Origin of the sequence: Candidatus Cytomitobacter primus (assembly GCF_008189405.1) — a bacterium.
GTDB classification, from domain to species: Bacteria; Pseudomonadota; Alphaproteobacteria; order CAJXXZ01; family 1604HC; genus Cytomitobacter; species Cytomitobacter primus.
In genome coordinates this window covers 133763-151302 of sequence record NZ_CP043316.1, presented here as the reverse complement: position 1 = coordinate 151302, position 17540 = coordinate 133763, and the positions used below count along the sequence as shown (strand labels likewise).

15 protein-coding genes and 2 tRNA genes are annotated in these 17540 nt (G+C 31.2%); 5 read left to right on the top strand and 12 right to left on the bottom strand.

What is annotated here, in order from left to right; genetic code table 11:
- Positions 1 to 220: 220 nt before the first annotated feature.
- Positions 221 to 1096 (bottom strand): hypothetical protein, encoded by an 876-nt coding sequence (locus tag FZC34_RS00650; RefSeq protein ID WP_148971545.1) that lies wholly within the window; start codon positions 1094 to 1096, stop codon positions 221 to 223.
- Between the two features lie 338 nt (positions 1097 to 1434).
- On the opposite strand from FZC34_RS00650, the gene FZC34_RS00645 reads away from it, so the two are divergent.
- From FZC34_RS00645 to gatB, 3 genes are read left to right on the top strand one after another with little or no spacing between them, the layout of a single operon-like run.
- A complete protein-coding gene (locus tag FZC34_RS00645) occupies positions 1435 to 1716 on the top strand; it encodes an Asp-tRNA(Asn)/Glu-tRNA(Gln) amidotransferase subunit GatC (protein WP_148971544.1) in 282 nt (93 codons plus the stop codon).
- Positions 1706 to 3175, top strand: a complete 1470-nt coding sequence (gene gatA / locus FZC34_RS00640) for an Asp-tRNA(Asn)/Glu-tRNA(Gln) amidotransferase subunit GatA (protein ID WP_148971543.1) — start codon at positions 1706 to 1708, stop codon at positions 3173 to 3175. The genes FZC34_RS00645 and gatA overlap by 11 nt, the downstream gene beginning before the upstream one ends.
- Positions 3172 to 4620 carry an Asp-tRNA(Asn)/Glu-tRNA(Gln) amidotransferase subunit GatB gene (gene gatB, locus FZC34_RS00635; protein ID WP_148971542.1) on the top strand — a complete coding sequence of 483 codons (1449 nt, stop codon included), beginning with the start codon at positions 3172 to 3174 and terminating at the stop codon, positions 4618 to 4620. Before gatA ends, gatB begins: the two co-directional genes overlap by 4 nt.
- A 585-nt stretch (positions 4621 to 5205) precedes the next feature.
- Here gatB and FZC34_RS00630 read toward each other — a convergent pair.
- The 9 genes from FZC34_RS00630 to FZC34_RS00590 all read right to left on the bottom strand — a co-directional run bounded on the left by FZC34_RS00630 (position 5206) and on the right by FZC34_RS00590 (position 13497).
- Positions 5206 to 5427 (bottom strand): hypothetical protein, encoded by a 222-nt coding sequence (locus FZC34_RS00630; RefSeq protein ID WP_148971541.1) that lies wholly within the window; start codon positions 5425 to 5427, stop codon positions 5206 to 5208.
- Positions 5424 to 6302, bottom strand: coding sequence for a hypothetical protein (locus FZC34_RS00625; protein ID WP_148971540.1), 879 nt, complete (start codon positions 6300 to 6302; stop codon positions 5424 to 5426). The genes FZC34_RS00630 and FZC34_RS00625 overlap by 4 nt, the downstream gene beginning before the upstream one ends.
- Positions 6303 to 6711: 409 nt before the next feature.
- Entirely contained in the window at positions 6712 to 7914 is a 1203-nt protein-coding gene (gene tuf, locus FZC34_RS00620) for an elongation factor Tu (RefSeq protein WP_148971539.1), read from the bottom strand.
- Positions 7915 to 7959: 45 nt separating this feature from the next.
- Positions 7960 to 8031: transfer RNA gene (locus FZC34_RS00615), tRNA-Gly, on the bottom strand.
- 7 nt (positions 8032 to 8038) lie between these two features.
- Positions 8039 to 8123, bottom strand: a tRNA-Tyr gene (locus FZC34_RS00610).
- A gap of 375 nt (positions 8124 to 8498) precedes the next feature.
- Positions 8499 to 10121, bottom strand: coding sequence for a hypothetical protein (locus tag FZC34_RS00605; protein WP_187440054.1), 1623 nt, complete (start codon positions 10119 to 10121; stop codon positions 8499 to 8501).
- Between the two features lie 154 nt (positions 10122 to 10275).
- Positions 10276 to 10821, bottom strand: a complete 546-nt coding sequence (gene infC, locus FZC34_RS00600) for a translation initiation factor IF-3 (RefSeq protein ID WP_148971537.1) — start codon at positions 10819 to 10821, stop codon at positions 10276 to 10278.
- Positions 10814 to 12790 carry a threonine--tRNA ligase gene (gene thrS, locus FZC34_RS00595; RefSeq protein WP_148971536.1) on the bottom strand — a complete coding sequence of 659 codons (1977 nt, stop codon included), beginning with the start codon at positions 12788 to 12790 and terminating at the stop codon, positions 10814 to 10816. Before thrS ends, infC begins: the two co-directional genes overlap by 8 nt.
- A gap of 26 nt (positions 12791 to 12816) precedes the next feature.
- The gene (locus FZC34_RS00590) at positions 12817 to 13497 is read right to left on the bottom strand and encodes a hypothetical protein (RefSeq protein WP_148971535.1); all 681 of its coding nucleotides are present in this window, start codon (positions 13495 to 13497) and stop codon (positions 12817 to 12819) included.
- A gap of 202 nt (positions 13498 to 13699) precedes the next feature.
- On the opposite strand from FZC34_RS00590, the gene FZC34_RS00585 reads away from it, so the two are divergent.
- Both FZC34_RS00585 and FZC34_RS00580 read left to right on the top strand, forming a co-directional pair.
- A complete protein-coding gene (locus FZC34_RS00585) occupies positions 13700 to 14005 on the top strand; it encodes a HesB/IscA family protein (protein WP_148971534.1) in 306 nt (101 codons plus the stop codon).
- A gap of 166 nt (positions 14006 to 14171) precedes the next feature.
- Positions 14172 to 15002 carry a uracil-DNA glycosylase gene (locus tag FZC34_RS00580; RefSeq protein ID WP_148971533.1) on the top strand — a complete coding sequence of 277 codons (831 nt, stop codon included), beginning with the start codon at positions 14172 to 14174 and terminating at the stop codon, positions 15000 to 15002.
- Between the two features lie 283 nt (positions 15003 to 15285).
- Here the strand turns inward: FZC34_RS00580 and mutL are convergent, their stop codons facing one another.
- Together mutL and lspA are read right to left on the bottom strand one after the other, a co-directional pair.
- Positions 15286 to 17076, bottom strand: a complete 1791-nt coding sequence (gene mutL, locus FZC34_RS00575) for a DNA mismatch repair endonuclease MutL (RefSeq protein WP_148971532.1) — start codon at positions 17074 to 17076, stop codon at positions 15286 to 15288.
- Complete coding sequence (gene lspA / locus FZC34_RS00570; protein ID WP_187440053.1) at positions 17073 to 17501, bottom strand: signal peptidase II; 429 nt, start codon at positions 17499 to 17501, stop codon at positions 17073 to 17075. The genes mutL and lspA overlap by 4 nt, the downstream gene beginning before the upstream one ends.
- Between the last annotated feature and the right edge of the window lie 39 nt (positions 17502 to 17540).

Sequence of the window (17540 nt, the reverse complement as noted above, 5' to 3'; positions counted from 1 at the left end):
ATAAAGTTGTTATGATTTATGCTATTTGTTTAGTTATAATTTCGATATACAATTTAAAATTGTTATAACATTTGAACTAATATGATTTAATAGCAATTATTAATCATTTCTAATTACTCATAGAAAATTGAATAATTTATTAGGAATAATATACAATATAATTTCAGATGAATAGAATAACAAAACAGAACAATCTAAAATTATAGTTAGTAATTATAGATTATTTGATCAAGTGAATACCAGCAGTAATTGAACCATTAACTCCAAACATACCTGCTCTCTTGAATTTCAAATTATGAGCCTCTGTCTTATCCGCTATAGTGAATGCATTAATGTCAATTTTTTTATTTGCTCTCATTTGACCAATAATATCTCCAGCAACAAAGAATTTATTAGCGAATGTCCATAAAATTCCAGCTTTCAAGTAACCACCAAATTCATATTTTCTACTTGTTTCTGTATATTTAGTAGATCCAAATGATTCGATTCTATACTTAGCATCAGAAATCATACCACCAAGCCCAATGTGAGCGTCCATAGAATCTGAGAAGCTGTAATGCATTCTTAATCCTGTGTAAACACTGAACATATGGGTCATTCTTAATAGTGATTCTCCTTTATCAGATCCAATATCACCTGTTGCTTGTGTAACAGGGATAGCTTGAGGAGTGTTATTAGGATTAGGATCAGGATCAGGTGCAGGCACTACTTCTGGAGATTTACCCTTAACTAACTCATGCACATTATTAAAGTAAGATTTTCTTTTTCCAATATCACCAAACACATCTATTCCAGCCTTGAATGATGAAGAAATAGGCATTACAGCAAAAGCTCCCAATCGCCCAAAGAAATATCCAGCTTTTCCATTCTGCTCGAAATCAAATTCTTGAGTGCTATTAACAGGCAATGTAATATTAGCTAATTTACCTGTATATTTTGTCTCTATTTCTTTAGCCTTAGAACCTTGGAATCTTGCTCCTCCTCCAGCATACAAAGCAGCATTGACTCTTCTTTTGCTATAACAGCTATTAACTTTACCCTGAGCAGATTCAGTGATCATCAAAGCGCTCACAGTCAATAAGATTTTTCTGTACATTTAAATACATCCTCTCTTTAATTTTTACGCTTAACAGCGAATAAGTATATATTATAAAAAAAACAACCTAAATGCAAATTTATTAACTTTATTTTATTAACTTAACTACTTGCACCAACATAACATCTCTCTCAAAACTACTTAATCATTACTTAGTTCAACTTATTTGCTAGCGCATTTGATTTGATATTAAGAAAAATTACTTATTATTTCTGTACTGATATATTACAATCTAATGCTTAGTTCTATTTCCTGATTATTAAATTATTATTAAAATTAAAATCCTGATCTATATGCCAAATATTGTGCAAAGTTGCGAAAAACTGTATTTTATATTTATGTCTTGTAAAATTAAGCACCTTTCTAAAGTTTCTAAAATTAGAATCACGCAGCAACAATTTATACAATTAGAAGAAGATTTAGAAAATATAATGAGCCTTATAGGCAAAATGCAAGAAGTTGGACAAAGCGATCAAGATTTATATAATTATAATATCAATCCTACCAGAAAAGATATCGTGATAAACTTAATAGAGTCTGAAAATTTTGATCCAATGGTCAATTCTAATGAAAATGAGAATAATATGTTTGTTGTAGAGGGAGTTATGGATGAAAAATAATCCCAATATGTTAAGTTTGAAGCAAATTAGAGAATTGCTTGTACAAGGTCAGATTTCACCACTAACATTAGTTAGTGAAATGTATGATGAAATTGAGTCAAAATCACATTTAAATAATTTTATCACGTTAACAAAAGATCTTGCATTTAAGCAAGCAGAAAAAAGCTGGGAAAAGATAAAAAATGGAACTGCTAGAAAATTGGAAGGGATTCCAATTGGAGTAAAGGATTTGTACTGTGTTAAGAATGAAAAAATGACTGCATGCTCTAAAGTGCTAGAGAATTTTATCGCTCCATTTGAGTCACATGTTACAAATAAATTATGGAATGAAGGGGCAATTTGCTTAGGCAAGTTAAATATGGATGAATTTGCAATGGGATCTTCAAACCGTACAAGTTGCTTTGGCCCATCTATCAACCCATGGACAAATGGAAAGAATTTAGTTCCAGGCGGATCTTCAGGTGGAAGCGCATCTTCAGTTGCTGCAGGAACTTGTTTTGCATCTCTTGGAAGTGATACTGGAGGATCAGTAAGACAACCAGCTTCGTTTTGTGGAATTGTTGGGTTTAAGCCATCTTATGGGCGATGCTCACGAAGAGGAATAGTAGGATATGCTTCATCATTTGATCAAGCAGGAATTTTTGCACGATCTGTGGAAGACGCTGCAATTGTAATGGATAATATGATAGGGCATGATCATGGTGATGTAATGTCTAGCACAGAAGCTGTGCCAGATCTGGAAAATGCAAATATTTCTCTTAAAGGCAAAGTAATTGGATATCCTGAGAATTGGATGGATGGACTAGATGAATATGTAATAAAAAATTGGAAGAAAGCATTACAGATTTTCGAAGATTTAGGTGCAATTATCAAACCAATTTCCTTATTAAATTTTGATTCGTACTTATCCACATATTACTTATTAACATCTTCAGAAGCATCTTCAAATTTAGCAAGATATTCTGGAACATGCTACGGAAATAAGACAGAAGAAGATATAGGTAGTGAATATAATAAAACTTTTGCATTATTTGGCGAAGAAGTTAGAAGGCGTATTTTTATGGGAATCCATAATTTATCAAGTGCTAATTATGAAAAAGGCTATGATTTAGGTTTAAAAACTCGAAAATACATTAAACAACAATTTATGGACTTATTTAATGAGATAAATTTAATAGTATATCCATGCTCACCTAGAGAAGCATTTGAGATTGATAATGTTTTCCAGAACCCATCTGATGCTTACCATGAAGATGTATTTACTGTTATTGCTAATTTAATTGGATCTCCAGCCATTTCTGTCCCAATTGGATATGGAAAACAAAACTTGCCATTAGGAATCCACCTAATGACTAAACCATTCGAGGAAGAGTTATTAATATCATCTGCAAAAGAGATAGAGAAATATGCAAATTTTAAAGGATGGTTAGAAAATGAATCAAATGGAGTTAGCAAATGAATCAAATTAATAAAGATCATGGTAAAGCAATAAACAACAAATGGGAAATGGTAATTGGATTAGAGATTCACGCTCAAGTATCAACAAAATCCAAGCTGTTTTCCAAAGCATCTACTGAATATAATGCACCAAATACATGTGTAGATTATATAGATTTAGGGCTCCCAGGAGCCTTACCAATACTTAATGAAGAATGTATAAACAAAGCAATAAAATCTGGATTAGCTCTTAATATGACAATCAATAAAAGATCAGAATTTGACAGAAAACACTACTTCTACCCTGATTTGCCATTAGGATACCAAATCACTCAATTCTACCACCCAATAACAGAAAATGGGCATATTCCAATTTGGATTGATCAAGACCTCAAAAATATAAGAATTAATAGAATTCATCTTGAGACAGATGCTGGGAAAAGTATTCATAAAAGAAATAAAACATATATTGATTTAAATAGGTGTGGAATTCCATTAATGGAGATAGTAACCGAACCAGATTTGAGAAATGAAGATGAAGTTGCTACATTTTTTAGAATTTTACAATCCACTTTAAGAAGAATTGGTACGTGTGATGGTAATATGGAAAAAGGTCAGATGCGAGCTGATGTAAATATTTCTCTGAGAAAATCTGGAGAAGAATTCGGAACAAGAGTAGAGATCAAGAATTTAAATTCTGTAAACTTCATGAAAAAAGCTATTTTATTTGAGTACAAGAGACAATCCGAAATCTTAGAATCTGGAGGAGAAATAGTACAAGAAACAAGATTGTTTAATGAGGCTACTGGTGAAACAATTCATATGAGAAATAAAGAAGATGCTGCAGATTATCGCTATATGCCAGACCCAGATCTTCCCCCTGTAATTTTAAATGATACCCAAATAAATCAAATAAAAGATTCAAATTTACCATATGAAGTTTGCCAAAACATTGCTAAATTAGGCGTGTCGTTTCAAGATGCTTGGATTATTGCTGAAGATCCATACCTTACAAAATTATTTGAAAGTTCTGCAAAATCATTAGAAAAAAATGATAAAGTGATTTTATTTAAATGGGTTATTGGGGATGTTATTTCTTATATAAAGAAAAATCCAAATATAGAAATTAACCCAAATTACTTGAGAGATTTAATAGTAGAGGTCAGCAAGGGCAATATTTCTGGTAAAGCTGCAAAAGAAGTGTTGATTGATTTTATTGAACAAGATATAAGCCCGCTTGAAATTATTAAGAAAAAAGGATTAGCACAAATTAATTCTGCAGATGCGATCAAGCAGATTGTACATGATGTAATACAAAATTGCCAAAAAGAAGTTGAATCCTATAAAAATGGGAATGAAAATTTAAAGCAATTTTTTGTTGGACAAGTTATTAAAGCAACAAAAGGAAAAGCAAATCCAAAAATAACACAAGAAGAAGTATTAAAATATTTAGCAAATTTGAAATAATTTATTAATTATAAATACTAAACTATTAATTTATAAGCATAATAAATTAAAGCTTAATTTCTATATATATAATATAGTTTTTGCATAAATAATCTAAGATTCACTACAAACATAAAAAAAGCTGATTATTTATAAACTTAATACATTCAGTTGAATATATATAGATCTTTGATGCTATAAGATCTAAGAGATTATAACAGAACAATCCTGCCATGTGAAATATAATATAATTTATTATTACTAGTAATCCACATAGAAAACTTTAATACAAAATAATCTATAATCATAGCAATCTAACTAATTATAAAAAACCTACTATTAATGATTCATATAGAAACTTTATGCATTAATCAAAATAATATAGAGGGTTTTATATATTTAAGTAATTTTTAAATTGTAATAGCATTAAAATAATTGTAAACATTTAAAGTGATATGTATAATTAATCAACTTTTTTTTAATATACCAAATGAGCTTAACAGCTTATATAACATGAAACTATTAAATGGATTTTGAGAATTTACTTACTTAGCTTCTAAAAGCTTTGAGTGTATCAAAGCTCTTTAGATCTAACTAACTTTCTTCTTATGAGTTATCAGAATTTTCTGTATCGTTAGATTCGCTTGAATCTTCTTCTGAACCAACTGCTACTTCTGAATCAACTGTTGCTACTGAACTTGTATCTTCTGAATCAATTGTTACTACTGAGCTTGTATCTTCTGAATCAACTGTTACTTTTGAATTACCTTCAATTTCGAAACTATCGAATTTAATTTCGCTATTTTCATTGTTGTTATCAATGCTCAAATCATCATGTTTCTTAAAATCATTTGATCTGGATTCATCTCTGTCATTATATCTGTTGTTATTGCCGAAACTTGAACCATTTCTGTTAGAGTCTCTTCCGCCAAATCCGCCTCTGGATCCACCATCACGACTTCCGCCGCCGAATGATCTTCCGCCACCGAATCCACCTCTGGATCCGCCATCACGTCCGCCAGAACGTTCTCTTCTTTCAAATCCGCCTTCGCTTCCTCTTTCTGAATTGCCAGAATCTCTTCCACCAAATCCACCGCGATCATCAGATCTTCTTCCGCCAAATCCGCCTCTGGATCCACCATCACGGCTTCCACCACCAAATGATCTTCCGCCACCGAATCCACCTCTGGATCCGCCATCACGGCTTCCGCCACCGAATCCGCCAGAACGTTCTCTTCTTTCAAATCCGCCTTCGCTTCTTCTTTCTGAATTGCCAGAATCTCTTCCGCCAAATCCGCCTCTAGATCCACCATCACGGCTTCCGCCACCAAATGATCTTCCACCACCGAATCCACCTCTGGATCCGCCATCACGGCTTCCGCCGCCAAATGATCTTCCACCACCGAATCCACCTCTGGATCCGCCATCACGGCTTCCGCCACCGAATCTACCAGAACGTTCTCTTCTTTCAAATCCGCCTTCGCTTCCTCTTTCTGAATTGCCAGAATCTCTTCCGCCAAATCCACCTCGATCATCAGATCTTCCGCCACCGAATCCACCTCTGGATCCACCATCACGACTTCCGCCGCCAAATGATCTTCCACCACCGAATCCGCCTCTGAATCCACCATCACGGCCTCTGCCACCGAATCCACCAGAACGTTCTCTTCTTTCAAATCCGCCGCGATCGCCAGATCTTCCATCTCTGGATCCACCACCATCACGGTTTCCACCAGAACGTTCTCTTCTTTCAAATCCACCAGAATTAGAATTATCTCTATTGCTTCCTGCAGAATTACTTTCTTTTGCTTCTGAAACTTTTGTGTTCACATTATCGTTCATATTTATTCCTATCTTTTTTCTAAATTTATTAGAAATTAAAATCAATCAAATTAAAATCAAATCTTACGTGATATAATAACACATAATTTGAAAATAATACATTTTAATTCAATTATTAATTAAGCAATACCTAGAAAATTTATAAAATAAAAACAAAGTAAATTTATTTACTTATAACTAAAAACAAAAGTATAGGGAATTAATATCAAATTATATTCAAAAATATTATATTATATCTTCTATAATATAATACTTGTTTGGTAAAAATTATTATTCAATAATTTCGGTTACAACACCAGCACCAATTGTTCTACCACCTTCTCTGATAGCAAAATTCAGTTCTTTATCCATGGCAATTGGTGAGTTTAGTTCAACAACTAAATCACTAACATTATCACCAGGCATCACCATTTCAATTGTATCAGGAAGTGTGATTTCTCCTGTAACATCTGTAGTTCTAAAATAGAACTGTGGTCTATACTTACTGTGGAAAGGAGTTTTTCTACCACCCTCTTCAGCTTTCAAAACATAAATAGCACATTTAAACTTCTTATGTGGAGTAATAGTTTTTGGCTTAGCAAGAACTTGACCTCTTTCAATGTCAGTTCTCTTAACACCTCTTAAAAGAACTCCAACATTATCACCAGCAATAGCGCTTTTCATTTCTTTTCTAAACATTTCTACACCTGTAACTGTAGTAGTTTGTGTATCACGCAATCCAACGATTTCAACTTCATCACCAATTTTAACTTGACCAGTTTCAATACGACCAGTTGCTACTGTTCCTCTACCTTCAATTGAGAAAACATCTTCAATTGACATAAGTAAATCTTTATCAATTTCTCTTGTTGGCTCTGGGATATGAGAATCTAATGCATCCATCAGATCCAAGATAGCCTTTTCTCCAATTGTATCATTTTCTCTTCCTTCAAGAGCGCACAAAGCTGATCCCTTGATTATTGGAACTGGTTTCTCATCTGAATGGAAACCATGATGCTCTAACAATTCTTTAACTTCTTCTTCAACAAGTTCAATCATTTCAGGATCATCTAATGCATCAACTTTATTAATAAACACAACCAAATAAGGCACGTTAACCTGTTTAGCTAACAAAATATGTTCTTTGGTTTGAGGCATAGGTCCATCAGTAGCAGAAACAACTAATATACCACCATCCATTTGAGCAGCACCAGTAATCATGTTCTTCACATAGTCAGCGTGACCAGGACAGTCAACATGAGCATAATGTCTGTTCTCAGTTTCATATTCAACATGAGCAGTGGAAATAGTAATTCCTCTTTCCTTCTCCTCTTTTGCAGAATCGATGTTAGCATAATTTTTAGATTCAGCTAAACCCTTCTTTGCAAGTACTGTTGTAATTGCTGCTGTTAAAGTTGTTTTTCCATGATCAACGTGACCAATAGTTCCAACATTAACATGCGGTTTTGTTCTTTCAAATTGTGCTTTAGCCATTAATACCCCCTATATGTGTACAAAAAGTACTCTAAGCGAAAAATGAGCGGGCGATGGGAGTCGAACCCACGTCTTCAGCTTGGAAGGCTGACATTCTAGCCATTGAACCACGCCCGCATAAATTTGGAGGGAGTAGGATTCGAACCTACGTAGACGAAACCGTCGGCAGATTTACAGTCTGCTGCCTTTAACCACTCGACCATCCCTCCGCAAAGCTAAGAGTAACAATAGTAATTTGTATGATTTTACGATTTTTGTCAAGTGATTTTATGCATTATAATAAATTTTCTATACAAAATTCTATATATAAAATATTGTGACGTAAATTATATAAGTTATTTCACAGCAAATATTTCATATTGTAACTCCAATAAAAAATTATAATTCTTATGTATATATCTATGATAAACTACCTATTCACCGTATGATACACCTGAATGAAATACAACCCACTATGGAAGCTTAGCATAATATAACTCTATTTATGATATTTAATATCAATTTATCTTGCCATCAATTTGGCATATATCAAGCAAACTTGCAAAACGTAAATAAAAATAAATTCATATAGATTTCACAGAATATTATATAAGAAAAAATGCCAAAGGAAGTATAGGAACAGCCAATTTCTTAAATCCAACCTGATTGTCCACTTTTATATCTTTCAACCCACCATACATATGAAAAGGTATTTTATTTCTATCTTTTCGATTCATTAGATCTTGCAAATCATTAGTAAGAGATTTAGATAGCAAAAGCCCATTTATATCCATTAAATCATCATGCCTATGTATAAATCCTGACCCATTAACATTAAAATAATCATTGTCCATCTCAAAATGATCAATTTCATATTTATTGTGTGAAATATGCCCATTACCAGTAAGGTGATCCCATTTCTTTTGATTGTTTTTAAATATAGATGCCCAGAATTTTAAAGATAATATTTGCAAGTAAATAGCATTTAGATTCTGCATACTCTCAAAATCGTACAGTGTAAAATTCCATGGCATTCCTTTCTTGCTTACATGAATTGATCCATCTAATATGCCTGTTGATTTGAATAGTTTTTCTCCATACATCAATTCAAATGCACGAGCAAAATTCCATATTTTAAAATGCAATGGAGATGGAACTGTACTTTTCCATAATTTCACAGGATTACCTTCAAAATGAGAATTAATCAAACATGATTTAAATCCGTCTTTATTTTTATAACAATTCACTGTCATATCCTCTAAAAACAAATCTGCAATCCATTTGGCTTTTTTCCACTTAAAATCACATTCTATAGAATTATCACTACCTTTTTTAAATAGAGATTGCATATCTAATAATGAAATATAATCTCCATACCCTTCTATTTGAATGTTATTGTAGTAATCCATCTTACCAAATGCCGCAAGATCAATTTTATCTGAATTCAAAAACAAGTTAAATTTAATATTATTTGTCAGAAACTTTGCATCAACCTTCAAGTTATCTGATTTCAAAGTAAAGAATTGCTCATTCACATTAAAATGTAGGTCCCACTTAATTTTCTGTTCATGCAAGCCAAAATCATTAATTTTAATAAATTGCTTTCCATAGTTATAGGCATGTACTTTCATATTTGATGCATTGATTTTAAAGTTTAAATGAGAATCTAATATTCCAAATTTTTTATTAATTATAATCTTTCCATCACCAATTAAATATTTATCCAATTGCATTTTTAAGTGCATATTTTCATTTTTAGATTCAAAATTCCACATTTCATCAAAAGATATATTTAGCTTTTTTGTTTTAGAATAAAAGTTCATCTTCTGCACTTCTTTTTTATATAAATCAGCCTTAAACATCAAGAAATATTTTTTATTTTCTGAGTTTATATTTAACCTTCCATCAGACAAAACAAATAATCCTTTGGGCAATCTCATAATAATATTGCTACCATAATATACGCCTTTAAACTCTGATTGATCTAACCCAGATGTAGTAATATTTATTACATTCTTATGTATTAGTGATTTGAATCGTAGCTTATTATTTAATATAGCGCTATCAATATGCAATCCATTCTTATAGTACATATTCATATCAAAATCTATTTTAAAAATATTAAATTTCTTTATATTTATGAATGGCTTGATAATTCCAATATTTAAAGATTTTATATGCACATTACGATATTTTATGTCATTAACTGAAAATCCATTACTAGTCATATGAATAGAGTCAAATTGAATTTTATGATCTAATAGTGAAATGTTTTTTCGATTGATGAGTCCAAACAATAATAGTAATAGACTTAATAGGCTAAAAATCAGTAAATTTGATATTAATTGGAAAAACCTAAGAATAAGTTGCATACAATTATGATTAAGCCTGCTCTTTTTCTGACTTAGAAGGGTCAGGCTTAATAGTCATAAAAATCCTATTTTTCATTTCTTGTTTTGGCTCTTTTTCTATACTAGAAATATCATCTAATTGTAATGCAAACTGCTTCAGAACATTCTCAATGTTTAGATCAACATGAGCCATTTCTCTACCTCTTAATTTCAATACAACTTTCACTTTATTCCCATCTTCAAGAAATCTACGAGCATGCCTTGCTTTTGTATCTAAGTCATGTTGTCCTATTCTAGGTCTAATTTGAATCTCTTTGATTTCAAATGACTTGGACTTTCTCTTGATTTCAGCATTTTTTTTGTTTTGTTTATACAAAAATTGTTTGTAATCCATCAATCTACAAGTAGGAATATCATCATCAGAAACCTGTACTAAATCTAATCCCTGATCCTCTGCCATATTCAATGCAGCATTCAATGACATAGCTCCCATCTTTTCTTTGTCTTGTATAACAGATACTTGATCAGCACGGATATACTCATTCATTATGACTTTCTTCTTTTTATGTTTATTCATTTATAACTCCATCTGCAGTTCTACTTGCCCCATTGCTATTTGTATCATTTACATTTCTATTTATCTCTATAGAATCAACAGTTTCTTTCATAGCTCCAATTTTTGATATAAGCTCTTCTAAAGTCAAACTTTCTTCCTTTCCATCTAATAATCGTAATGTAACTTTATTAGACTGTTCTTCTTTTGCTCCAATAATTAATATATAAGGAGTCCTTTTGTCTATCCAATGCTTTATTTTATAACCCAATGTTTGATTAGAATTATCAATTTCACAATCAATACTATAGAGCTTCATTGCATTTTTAATAGAATTTGCATACTCTTCTTGTGAATTTTTAATAGGCAAAATAGCTATAGGGTATGGATGCACCCATGATGGTAATAACCCTTTTGTATTCTCTAATAGTATTCCAAAAAATCTTTCTAAAGATCCTAGAACAGCATGATGAATAACTACAGGAGCTTTTCTATCAGCATTTTCATCTGTATAAAAAGCCTCCAACCTTTTTGCAAGAGAGAAATCGACTTGTACTGTTCCACATTGCCATACATGCCCTTTTCTATCTTTAATTGAAAATTCTAGCTTAGGTCCATAAAATGCTCCTTCACCTTCATTAATTGTACAATTAAGATCAGATTTATTTGCTGCATCTAGCAAAGCTCTTTCAGCTTGATCCCATGCAGATATTTCTCCAATATACTTCTCAGGTCTAGTTGCCAAGCATACCAATATCTTATCAAATCCAAACTTCTTATAAACAACTTTTACCATCTCACAGAAATCTAGAATCACACCTTCAATTTGCTCTTCAGAAACAAATACATGAGCATCATCTTGTGTAAAACTTCTTGCTCTCATCAACCCTTGTAAAGACCCTGAAGGCTCATATCTATGGCATAATCCAAATTCAGATAACTTATAAGGTAAATCTCTATAACTCTTATTTCCTAATTTGAAAATATTAATATGAGCAGGACAACTCATTGGCTTTAACGCATAATCATTATCCTGCAAACTCATAAACATCATATTTTCTCTAAACATTTCAGTATGGCCAGACTTATCCCATAAATTAGAGTTCATTACGATTGGGGTTGAAACTTCTTGATATCCATATTCGACCCAGGTACTTCTTAAATACTCTCTAATTTTATTAAGCGCTTTCACACCATTTGGAAGCCAAAACACCATTCCACTAGCAATCTCAGGATCAATATTAAACATAGACATTTGTTTTCCAATTATTCTATGATCCCACTTTAAATTTTCTTCTATATTCTTCAAATGACTTTCCAGTGATTCTTTATCATACCAGCAAGTGCCATGAATCCTTTGTAATTTCTCAGATCCATGTTCCCATTCAGAGCCAGATATAGATAAAATTTTAAAATGCTTCCCTATACTTTTAGTACTTAGACTACGAGATCCTTCTGCCAAAACTTTATGATTCCCATGTGTATGCACAGAAAAACACTCATCGTTACTATTTTGAACTATTGTAGATGCAAATTTATTACCTAACTGCTCAAACAAACCTAATGCTTCTTCTTTATTCAAAGAGTTAATAATAAATCTATCATTTTTCATAATTAATTGATTCATTTTTTTCTCTATTTTGCCAAAATCATGTTCAGAAATAGATTTATCACAATAAAAATCAACATAAAATCCATGTTCTGTAATTTTAATATCTACTGTGGCTGCATTATATAAATCTGATAATACATGAGATAAAATATGCCCTGCATCATTTCTAATCATCTCTAAATGCTCTGCGGTATTAGTTTTGATTGGAGCAACTGAAATAGGCCCACGTAAATAGCTATGCAAATCATATACTTGGCCTGTTTTTGTACACTTAAACCCTATAACATCTTTTGCTTTATTCCCTAGCTCTTCTATTATAGAAAAAGTAGAAACACCAGACCCAAATTGTTCTACCGAATTACCTAAATTGATTTCTATCATACTGATCTCAAATTATAATACATAATTTATTTATATTCCATTAAGAAATCTTTCATCTCAGACTCATTCCTAAAACATGCGCATATAATTCTTTGCATTTTCTTAGAAGAATTAAACATCCATTCTGAGTCCTGTACATCTAATAGCACAAAATGATTACCAACATGACTATTATTCATTCCACGCGGACCACCACAAATATCTATGTAATCGCCATGCTCATATAACATGATTGTATTTTTAGGTGCATTAGAAATAATATCTTGCTTAAATTGATCATTCGGAAAATATTGCAATGCTTTCTCTTTTGACCAAACATGCCTAATAATATCATCACTTTTTGCAACAACATCCTTCATGGCTTTTTCAATTTTTGGGAAATCATCCTTGGTGAACTTATGCTCTGGAAAGAACACATCAAATCCAAATACGTTTGTATCTTTAAAAAATTGTTTACCAAACTCTATGTTTGGGAATATATGCGTCAACCCTTGAGCTAAAACATGCGCTGCATCATGCCTAAGAAAATGTATATATTCATCATCACTCTTATATAAAGAAATAACCTCTGTATTTACAGGGATCTCTGCATGTAAGTCATAAACTTTATCAGCTGATTTAAATCCAATTATATCAGCATCTAAACCAAGTTTACTGATCAAATCTATCCCTTTGATTGCTTGTTCTATAATATTTTTCCTGTTCAAAAAACCTCCAATAAATTTATATGCATTATATATTTAATCACCATAACTTTCAAATGCTTTTTTTATATACTTCTTTTATTTCTACATTTTCTACATTTTTTTGTACATTTTATGATTTCTGCTCTAATCCCAATATTTAATGATTTGCATTCTAACAGTTCCCGTATATTAGAATTTAATATTGTATGTTAAAATTATAGTTATGGTTTATCTTTCTGAAAATGCAATTAATAGGTTAGATCAAATGAAGAAATCTTTTGTAAAAATTAAAGTTTTCTTCGGAGGATGTAATGGGTTTAAATATGAGTTTTCATTCCCTGAATCTTCTATGGAGGAAGATGTAGCATTTCAACATCAAAACAAAACAGTATTAGTGGATAAATTTACATTATCTAAAATTGAAAATGCTACTATAGATTTCATTGAAAATTTAATGGAAGAAAAATTTCAAATCACAAGTCAGCACTTCAAAAAAACTTGTCATTGTGGAACATCATTTAAAGCATGATTAATTTGCAAAAGAAAATAAATAATCAATATAAAATTACTAATAAATTGAAATGTAATGGCACAATTATAAATTCAAAATTCGTAATGAAAGGTAAGAATTTAAAAAATGAAAGGTAGAAATAAAGTTGGCAAGCAATAATGAATTTAGTGTTTGGCTAAATAGCATGCAATCCAAATCACGAATCCCTAATTACTCTCAATTAAAGAAGAAACTACCTTCTGTAAAAAAACCACCTTCTATAAACAGTGAATCTATTAATAAAAACACAAATCAATCTATGCATGTGGGTGAAAAACAAACAAGTACCCAGTATAATCATACTAATCAGATCAGTAATTTTACTAATAAAACAAATAGTATAAATATTCATAAAAAAGAAAAACAAACACTTAAAGAAAACAAACAAATAATTGAATTTATTAAATCTAATACCTTAACAGAACTTCGCATGCAATTGGCCAAAGTAAATCTACCATTCAAGCAACATGCAACAACAATGGTTTTTTCTGATGGAGATTCTGAATCACCTTTGATGTTTATTGGAGAAGCGCCAGGTCAAGAAGAAGATAAGCAAGGAAAGCCATTTGTAGGGGAAAGTGGGAAACTACTTGAAACAATGCTTAATGCAGCTGGAATATATAGAAAAAACTACTATATAACAAATATTGTACCATGGCGTCCTCCTAGCAATAGAACTCCAACACTTGAGGAAATAAATATTATGCGCCCTTATATTATGAATCATATAGATATAATAAAACCGAAAATTGTAGTTCTGATTGGGAGCACATCTCATAGAGCTGTAATGAATCAGATCAAAGCTATTACTACAATACGTGGTCAATTTACTGAAAAAGATAATATGTTATTTATGCCTGTATTTCACCCTTCTTACTTACTCCGCTCACCAAGCAAGAAAAAAGAAATGTGGCATGATATATTAACGTTAAAGCATAAACTTCTTGAAATGAACTTAAATATTATTGATTCATAAAGAATATATGTAATTTATAAGCCAAACAATATAATTCACAAACAGAATAATACAATTGATGAATGAGATAATCTATAAACAATCAAATTTAATAATATAAACTTTTAAAAGAAAGTGAATGGCACAATCAATGATATTTATACAAAGCAATTAGTGCATTCAAACAATTATGGTTAATATGCATCAAATTCCATTAAAGGATTCTTCTAAAAATCATATCTCATAAACTACATTGAAATATTAGAAGCTAAAACTAGTTAAGCATACATACTAATTAAAACATTTAAACTCTATCAAACATTTTCTCTACATCTTTTAATTTTAGTAAGTATGTAGATTTTCTCCCATGATTACAGACCCCTACACTATTCAGCGCAGTATCAACAAAATCAATCATTTGCTGCATATTTAATTCCATTCCAGCTTTAATACTATTCTTACATGCAACATCTGCCAAAAACTTACCCCATAACATGCGATCTTCTGATTCTGATCCAAAATTTTCTATTGAATCAAAAAATATATCTAATAGTATGTGAATTTTATTTAAATTCCAAAAGCTTGGAATAGATGTCAATTTTTCATTATAAAAAGACAATCCCCATCTAGCTAGTTTATCTTTCAATTCTTCTAATACAATTTTCTGCTTTGTTGAAAGCGGTATTTGCATCGGAATTAACAATTTATTACCAACAGTAGATTCTTTAATTTCTTTTTTCATCTTCTCATATACATGTCTCTCATGAATAGCATGCTGATCCACTAATAAAATCCCGTCATCTACCGCAACTATTATATAACTTTTTTTGAATTGACCTAAAACTCTATAATGCTTCTCTTCTTTTTCAGGAATTGGCCTAATATCAATTGAATCACTTAATTCATTTCTTTTTGTACTTTGATTAAACTTACTATAATCAATTTCAACTTCCTGCTCTTTTTTGTATATATTTACTTTCCTACCACCTACACCTACTTTTTGCATATTCTTCTGATCAAAAATATGTGCATCCTCGATACTATAGTCATTATCTTCTTCTTTATCTATAAATTCATGCTTCTTTTGTAATATTTTCGCAGTTTGAGTCATAGCACTTAAAGAGACATGATTTGACATTGATTTCACTACATTTAATGATTTATATAATGCTGTGGATAAAATATTCCTAATAATATGCCATTTCATGAACCTAACTTCTTCTTTGCTAGGATGAACATTAACATCAACCTCATGGGATGGAATCGTAAATTGTACTATACCCATGGGCCATCTTTTATCTGGAATATAATCACTCATAGTTGACCTAATACACGCTAAAATCCCTTTATCTTTTACATATCGATTATTAACAAAAATCACACAATTATTGGATGAGTGGTGCCTTTTACTAAACATTCCTTCAATCGAACAGCCATCATGAGCGTGGCTTATTTTAAAAAATTCACCATTATCTTGAAATACATCTGCCAATCTAGATTGAATATCAACAGCTAAATATTTTTTATCAATTTGTTTTCCATTTGATATTTTCCATGTTATGTTCGGATATGCAAGCATAATTTTCTGCAAATAATCAAAAATCAAATTCCACTCTACATAATCTGAACGTAAGAATTTCAATCTAGCAGGCAAACTTTGGAAAAGGTTAGTTACTGTAATTTTTGTACCTTCTCTAGGTTTACACTCAGTAATTTCCACTTGCTGATTCTCGCAAGTTAATGCATAGCTTTCATCATCTTTACAAGTAACAATTTCTATATCAGCTACTGAACTAATTGCATATAGAGCTTCTCCCCTAAATCCTAATGTATGCACTTGGAAAAGGTTAGTTAATTTTGAAGTTGCATGCTGTTCGAGACACATTTCTAAATCAGACAAACACATCCCACATCCATCATCTTCAACCATAATAGATGTTTTTCCACCATTTTCTATGCATATTTTAATATGCTCTGCTCCAGAATCTATCGCATTTTCTACTAATTCCTTCACAACAGATATTGGCCTCACAACCACTTCACCAGCAGAAATCTGACGCACTAAATCATCTGATAATTTTCTAATAATATTCATGCTTTTCTAGAGGATACATTTTTCCAAACCAACATGGCAACCCCAATTGTGATAGCAATATCTGCAATATTAAAAACAGGAAATGATATACCAGCAATATTTACCGAAATAAAATCTAAAACAGCATTATATAAAAACCTATCTATTAAATTACTAATCCCACCACCTAGAATCAAACTATACGAAACTGTTTCAAATTTATTTTTTACTTTATACCACAAATTTAGCAATATCAAACAAGCTGATATAATAATAAATTTCAGTACCCACGTATAAAAACTGCTACAAATACTAAAACTCAACCCATAATTCCATCTAATCTGCACTTTCAGAAATGAGCAAAATGAGTATACTCCATGCTGGAAACTGTGGTGTAATGCCAATCTTTTGGTCATTTGGTCTATAAACACTATAAATAAAGTCATAAAACCCTTGCTAATCATATATCAAACCTTCTTAAGCAT

Bases quoted from the DNA above. Each gene is read 5' to 3' on its own strand.
- gatB (WP_148971542.1), top strand. From the start codon at position 3,172: ATGAATCAAATTAATAAAGATCATGGTAAAGCAATAAACAACAAATGG.
- FZC34_RS00625 (WP_148971540.1), bottom strand. From the start codon at position 6,302: ATGGAAGATCTGGCGATCGCGGCGGATTTGAAAGAAGAGAACGTTCTG.
- lspA (WP_187440053.1), bottom strand. From the start codon at position 17,501: ATGACTTTATTTATAGTGTTTATAGACCAAATGACCAAAAGATTGGCA.
- infC (WP_148971537.1), bottom strand. From the start codon at position 10,821: ATGAATAAACATAAAAAGAAGAAAGTCATAATGAATGAGTATATCCGT.
- tuf (WP_148971539.1), bottom strand. From the start codon at position 7,914: ATGGCTAAAGCACAATTTGAAAGAACAAAACCGCATGTTAATGTTGGA.
- FZC34_RS00650 (WP_148971545.1), bottom strand. From the start codon at position 1,096: ATGTACAGAAAAATCTTATTGACTGTGAGCGCTTTGATGATCACTGAA.
- mutL (WP_148971532.1), bottom strand. From the start codon at position 17,076: ATGAATATTATTAGAAAATTATCAGATGATTTAGTGCGTCAGATTTCT.
- FZC34_RS00580 (WP_148971533.1), top strand. From the start codon at position 14,172: ATGCAATCCAAATCACGAATCCCTAATTACTCTCAATTAAAGAAGAAA.
- thrS (WP_148971536.1), bottom strand. From the start codon at position 12,790: ATGATAGAAATCAATTTAGGTAATTCGGTAGAACAATTTGGGTCTGGT.
- FZC34_RS00645 (WP_148971544.1), top strand. From the start codon at position 1,435: ATGTCTTGTAAAATTAAGCACCTTTCTAAAGTTTCTAAAATTAGAATC.
- FZC34_RS00585 (WP_148971534.1), top strand. From the start codon at position 13,700: ATGGTTTATCTTTCTGAAAATGCAATTAATAGGTTAGATCAAATGAAG.
- FZC34_RS00605 (WP_187440054.1), bottom strand. From the start codon at position 10,121: ATGACTAGTAATGGATTTTCAGTTAATGACATAAAATATCGTAATGTG.
- gatA (WP_148971543.1), top strand. From the start codon at position 1,706: ATGAAAAATAATCCCAATATGTTAAGTTTGAAGCAAATTAGAGAATTG.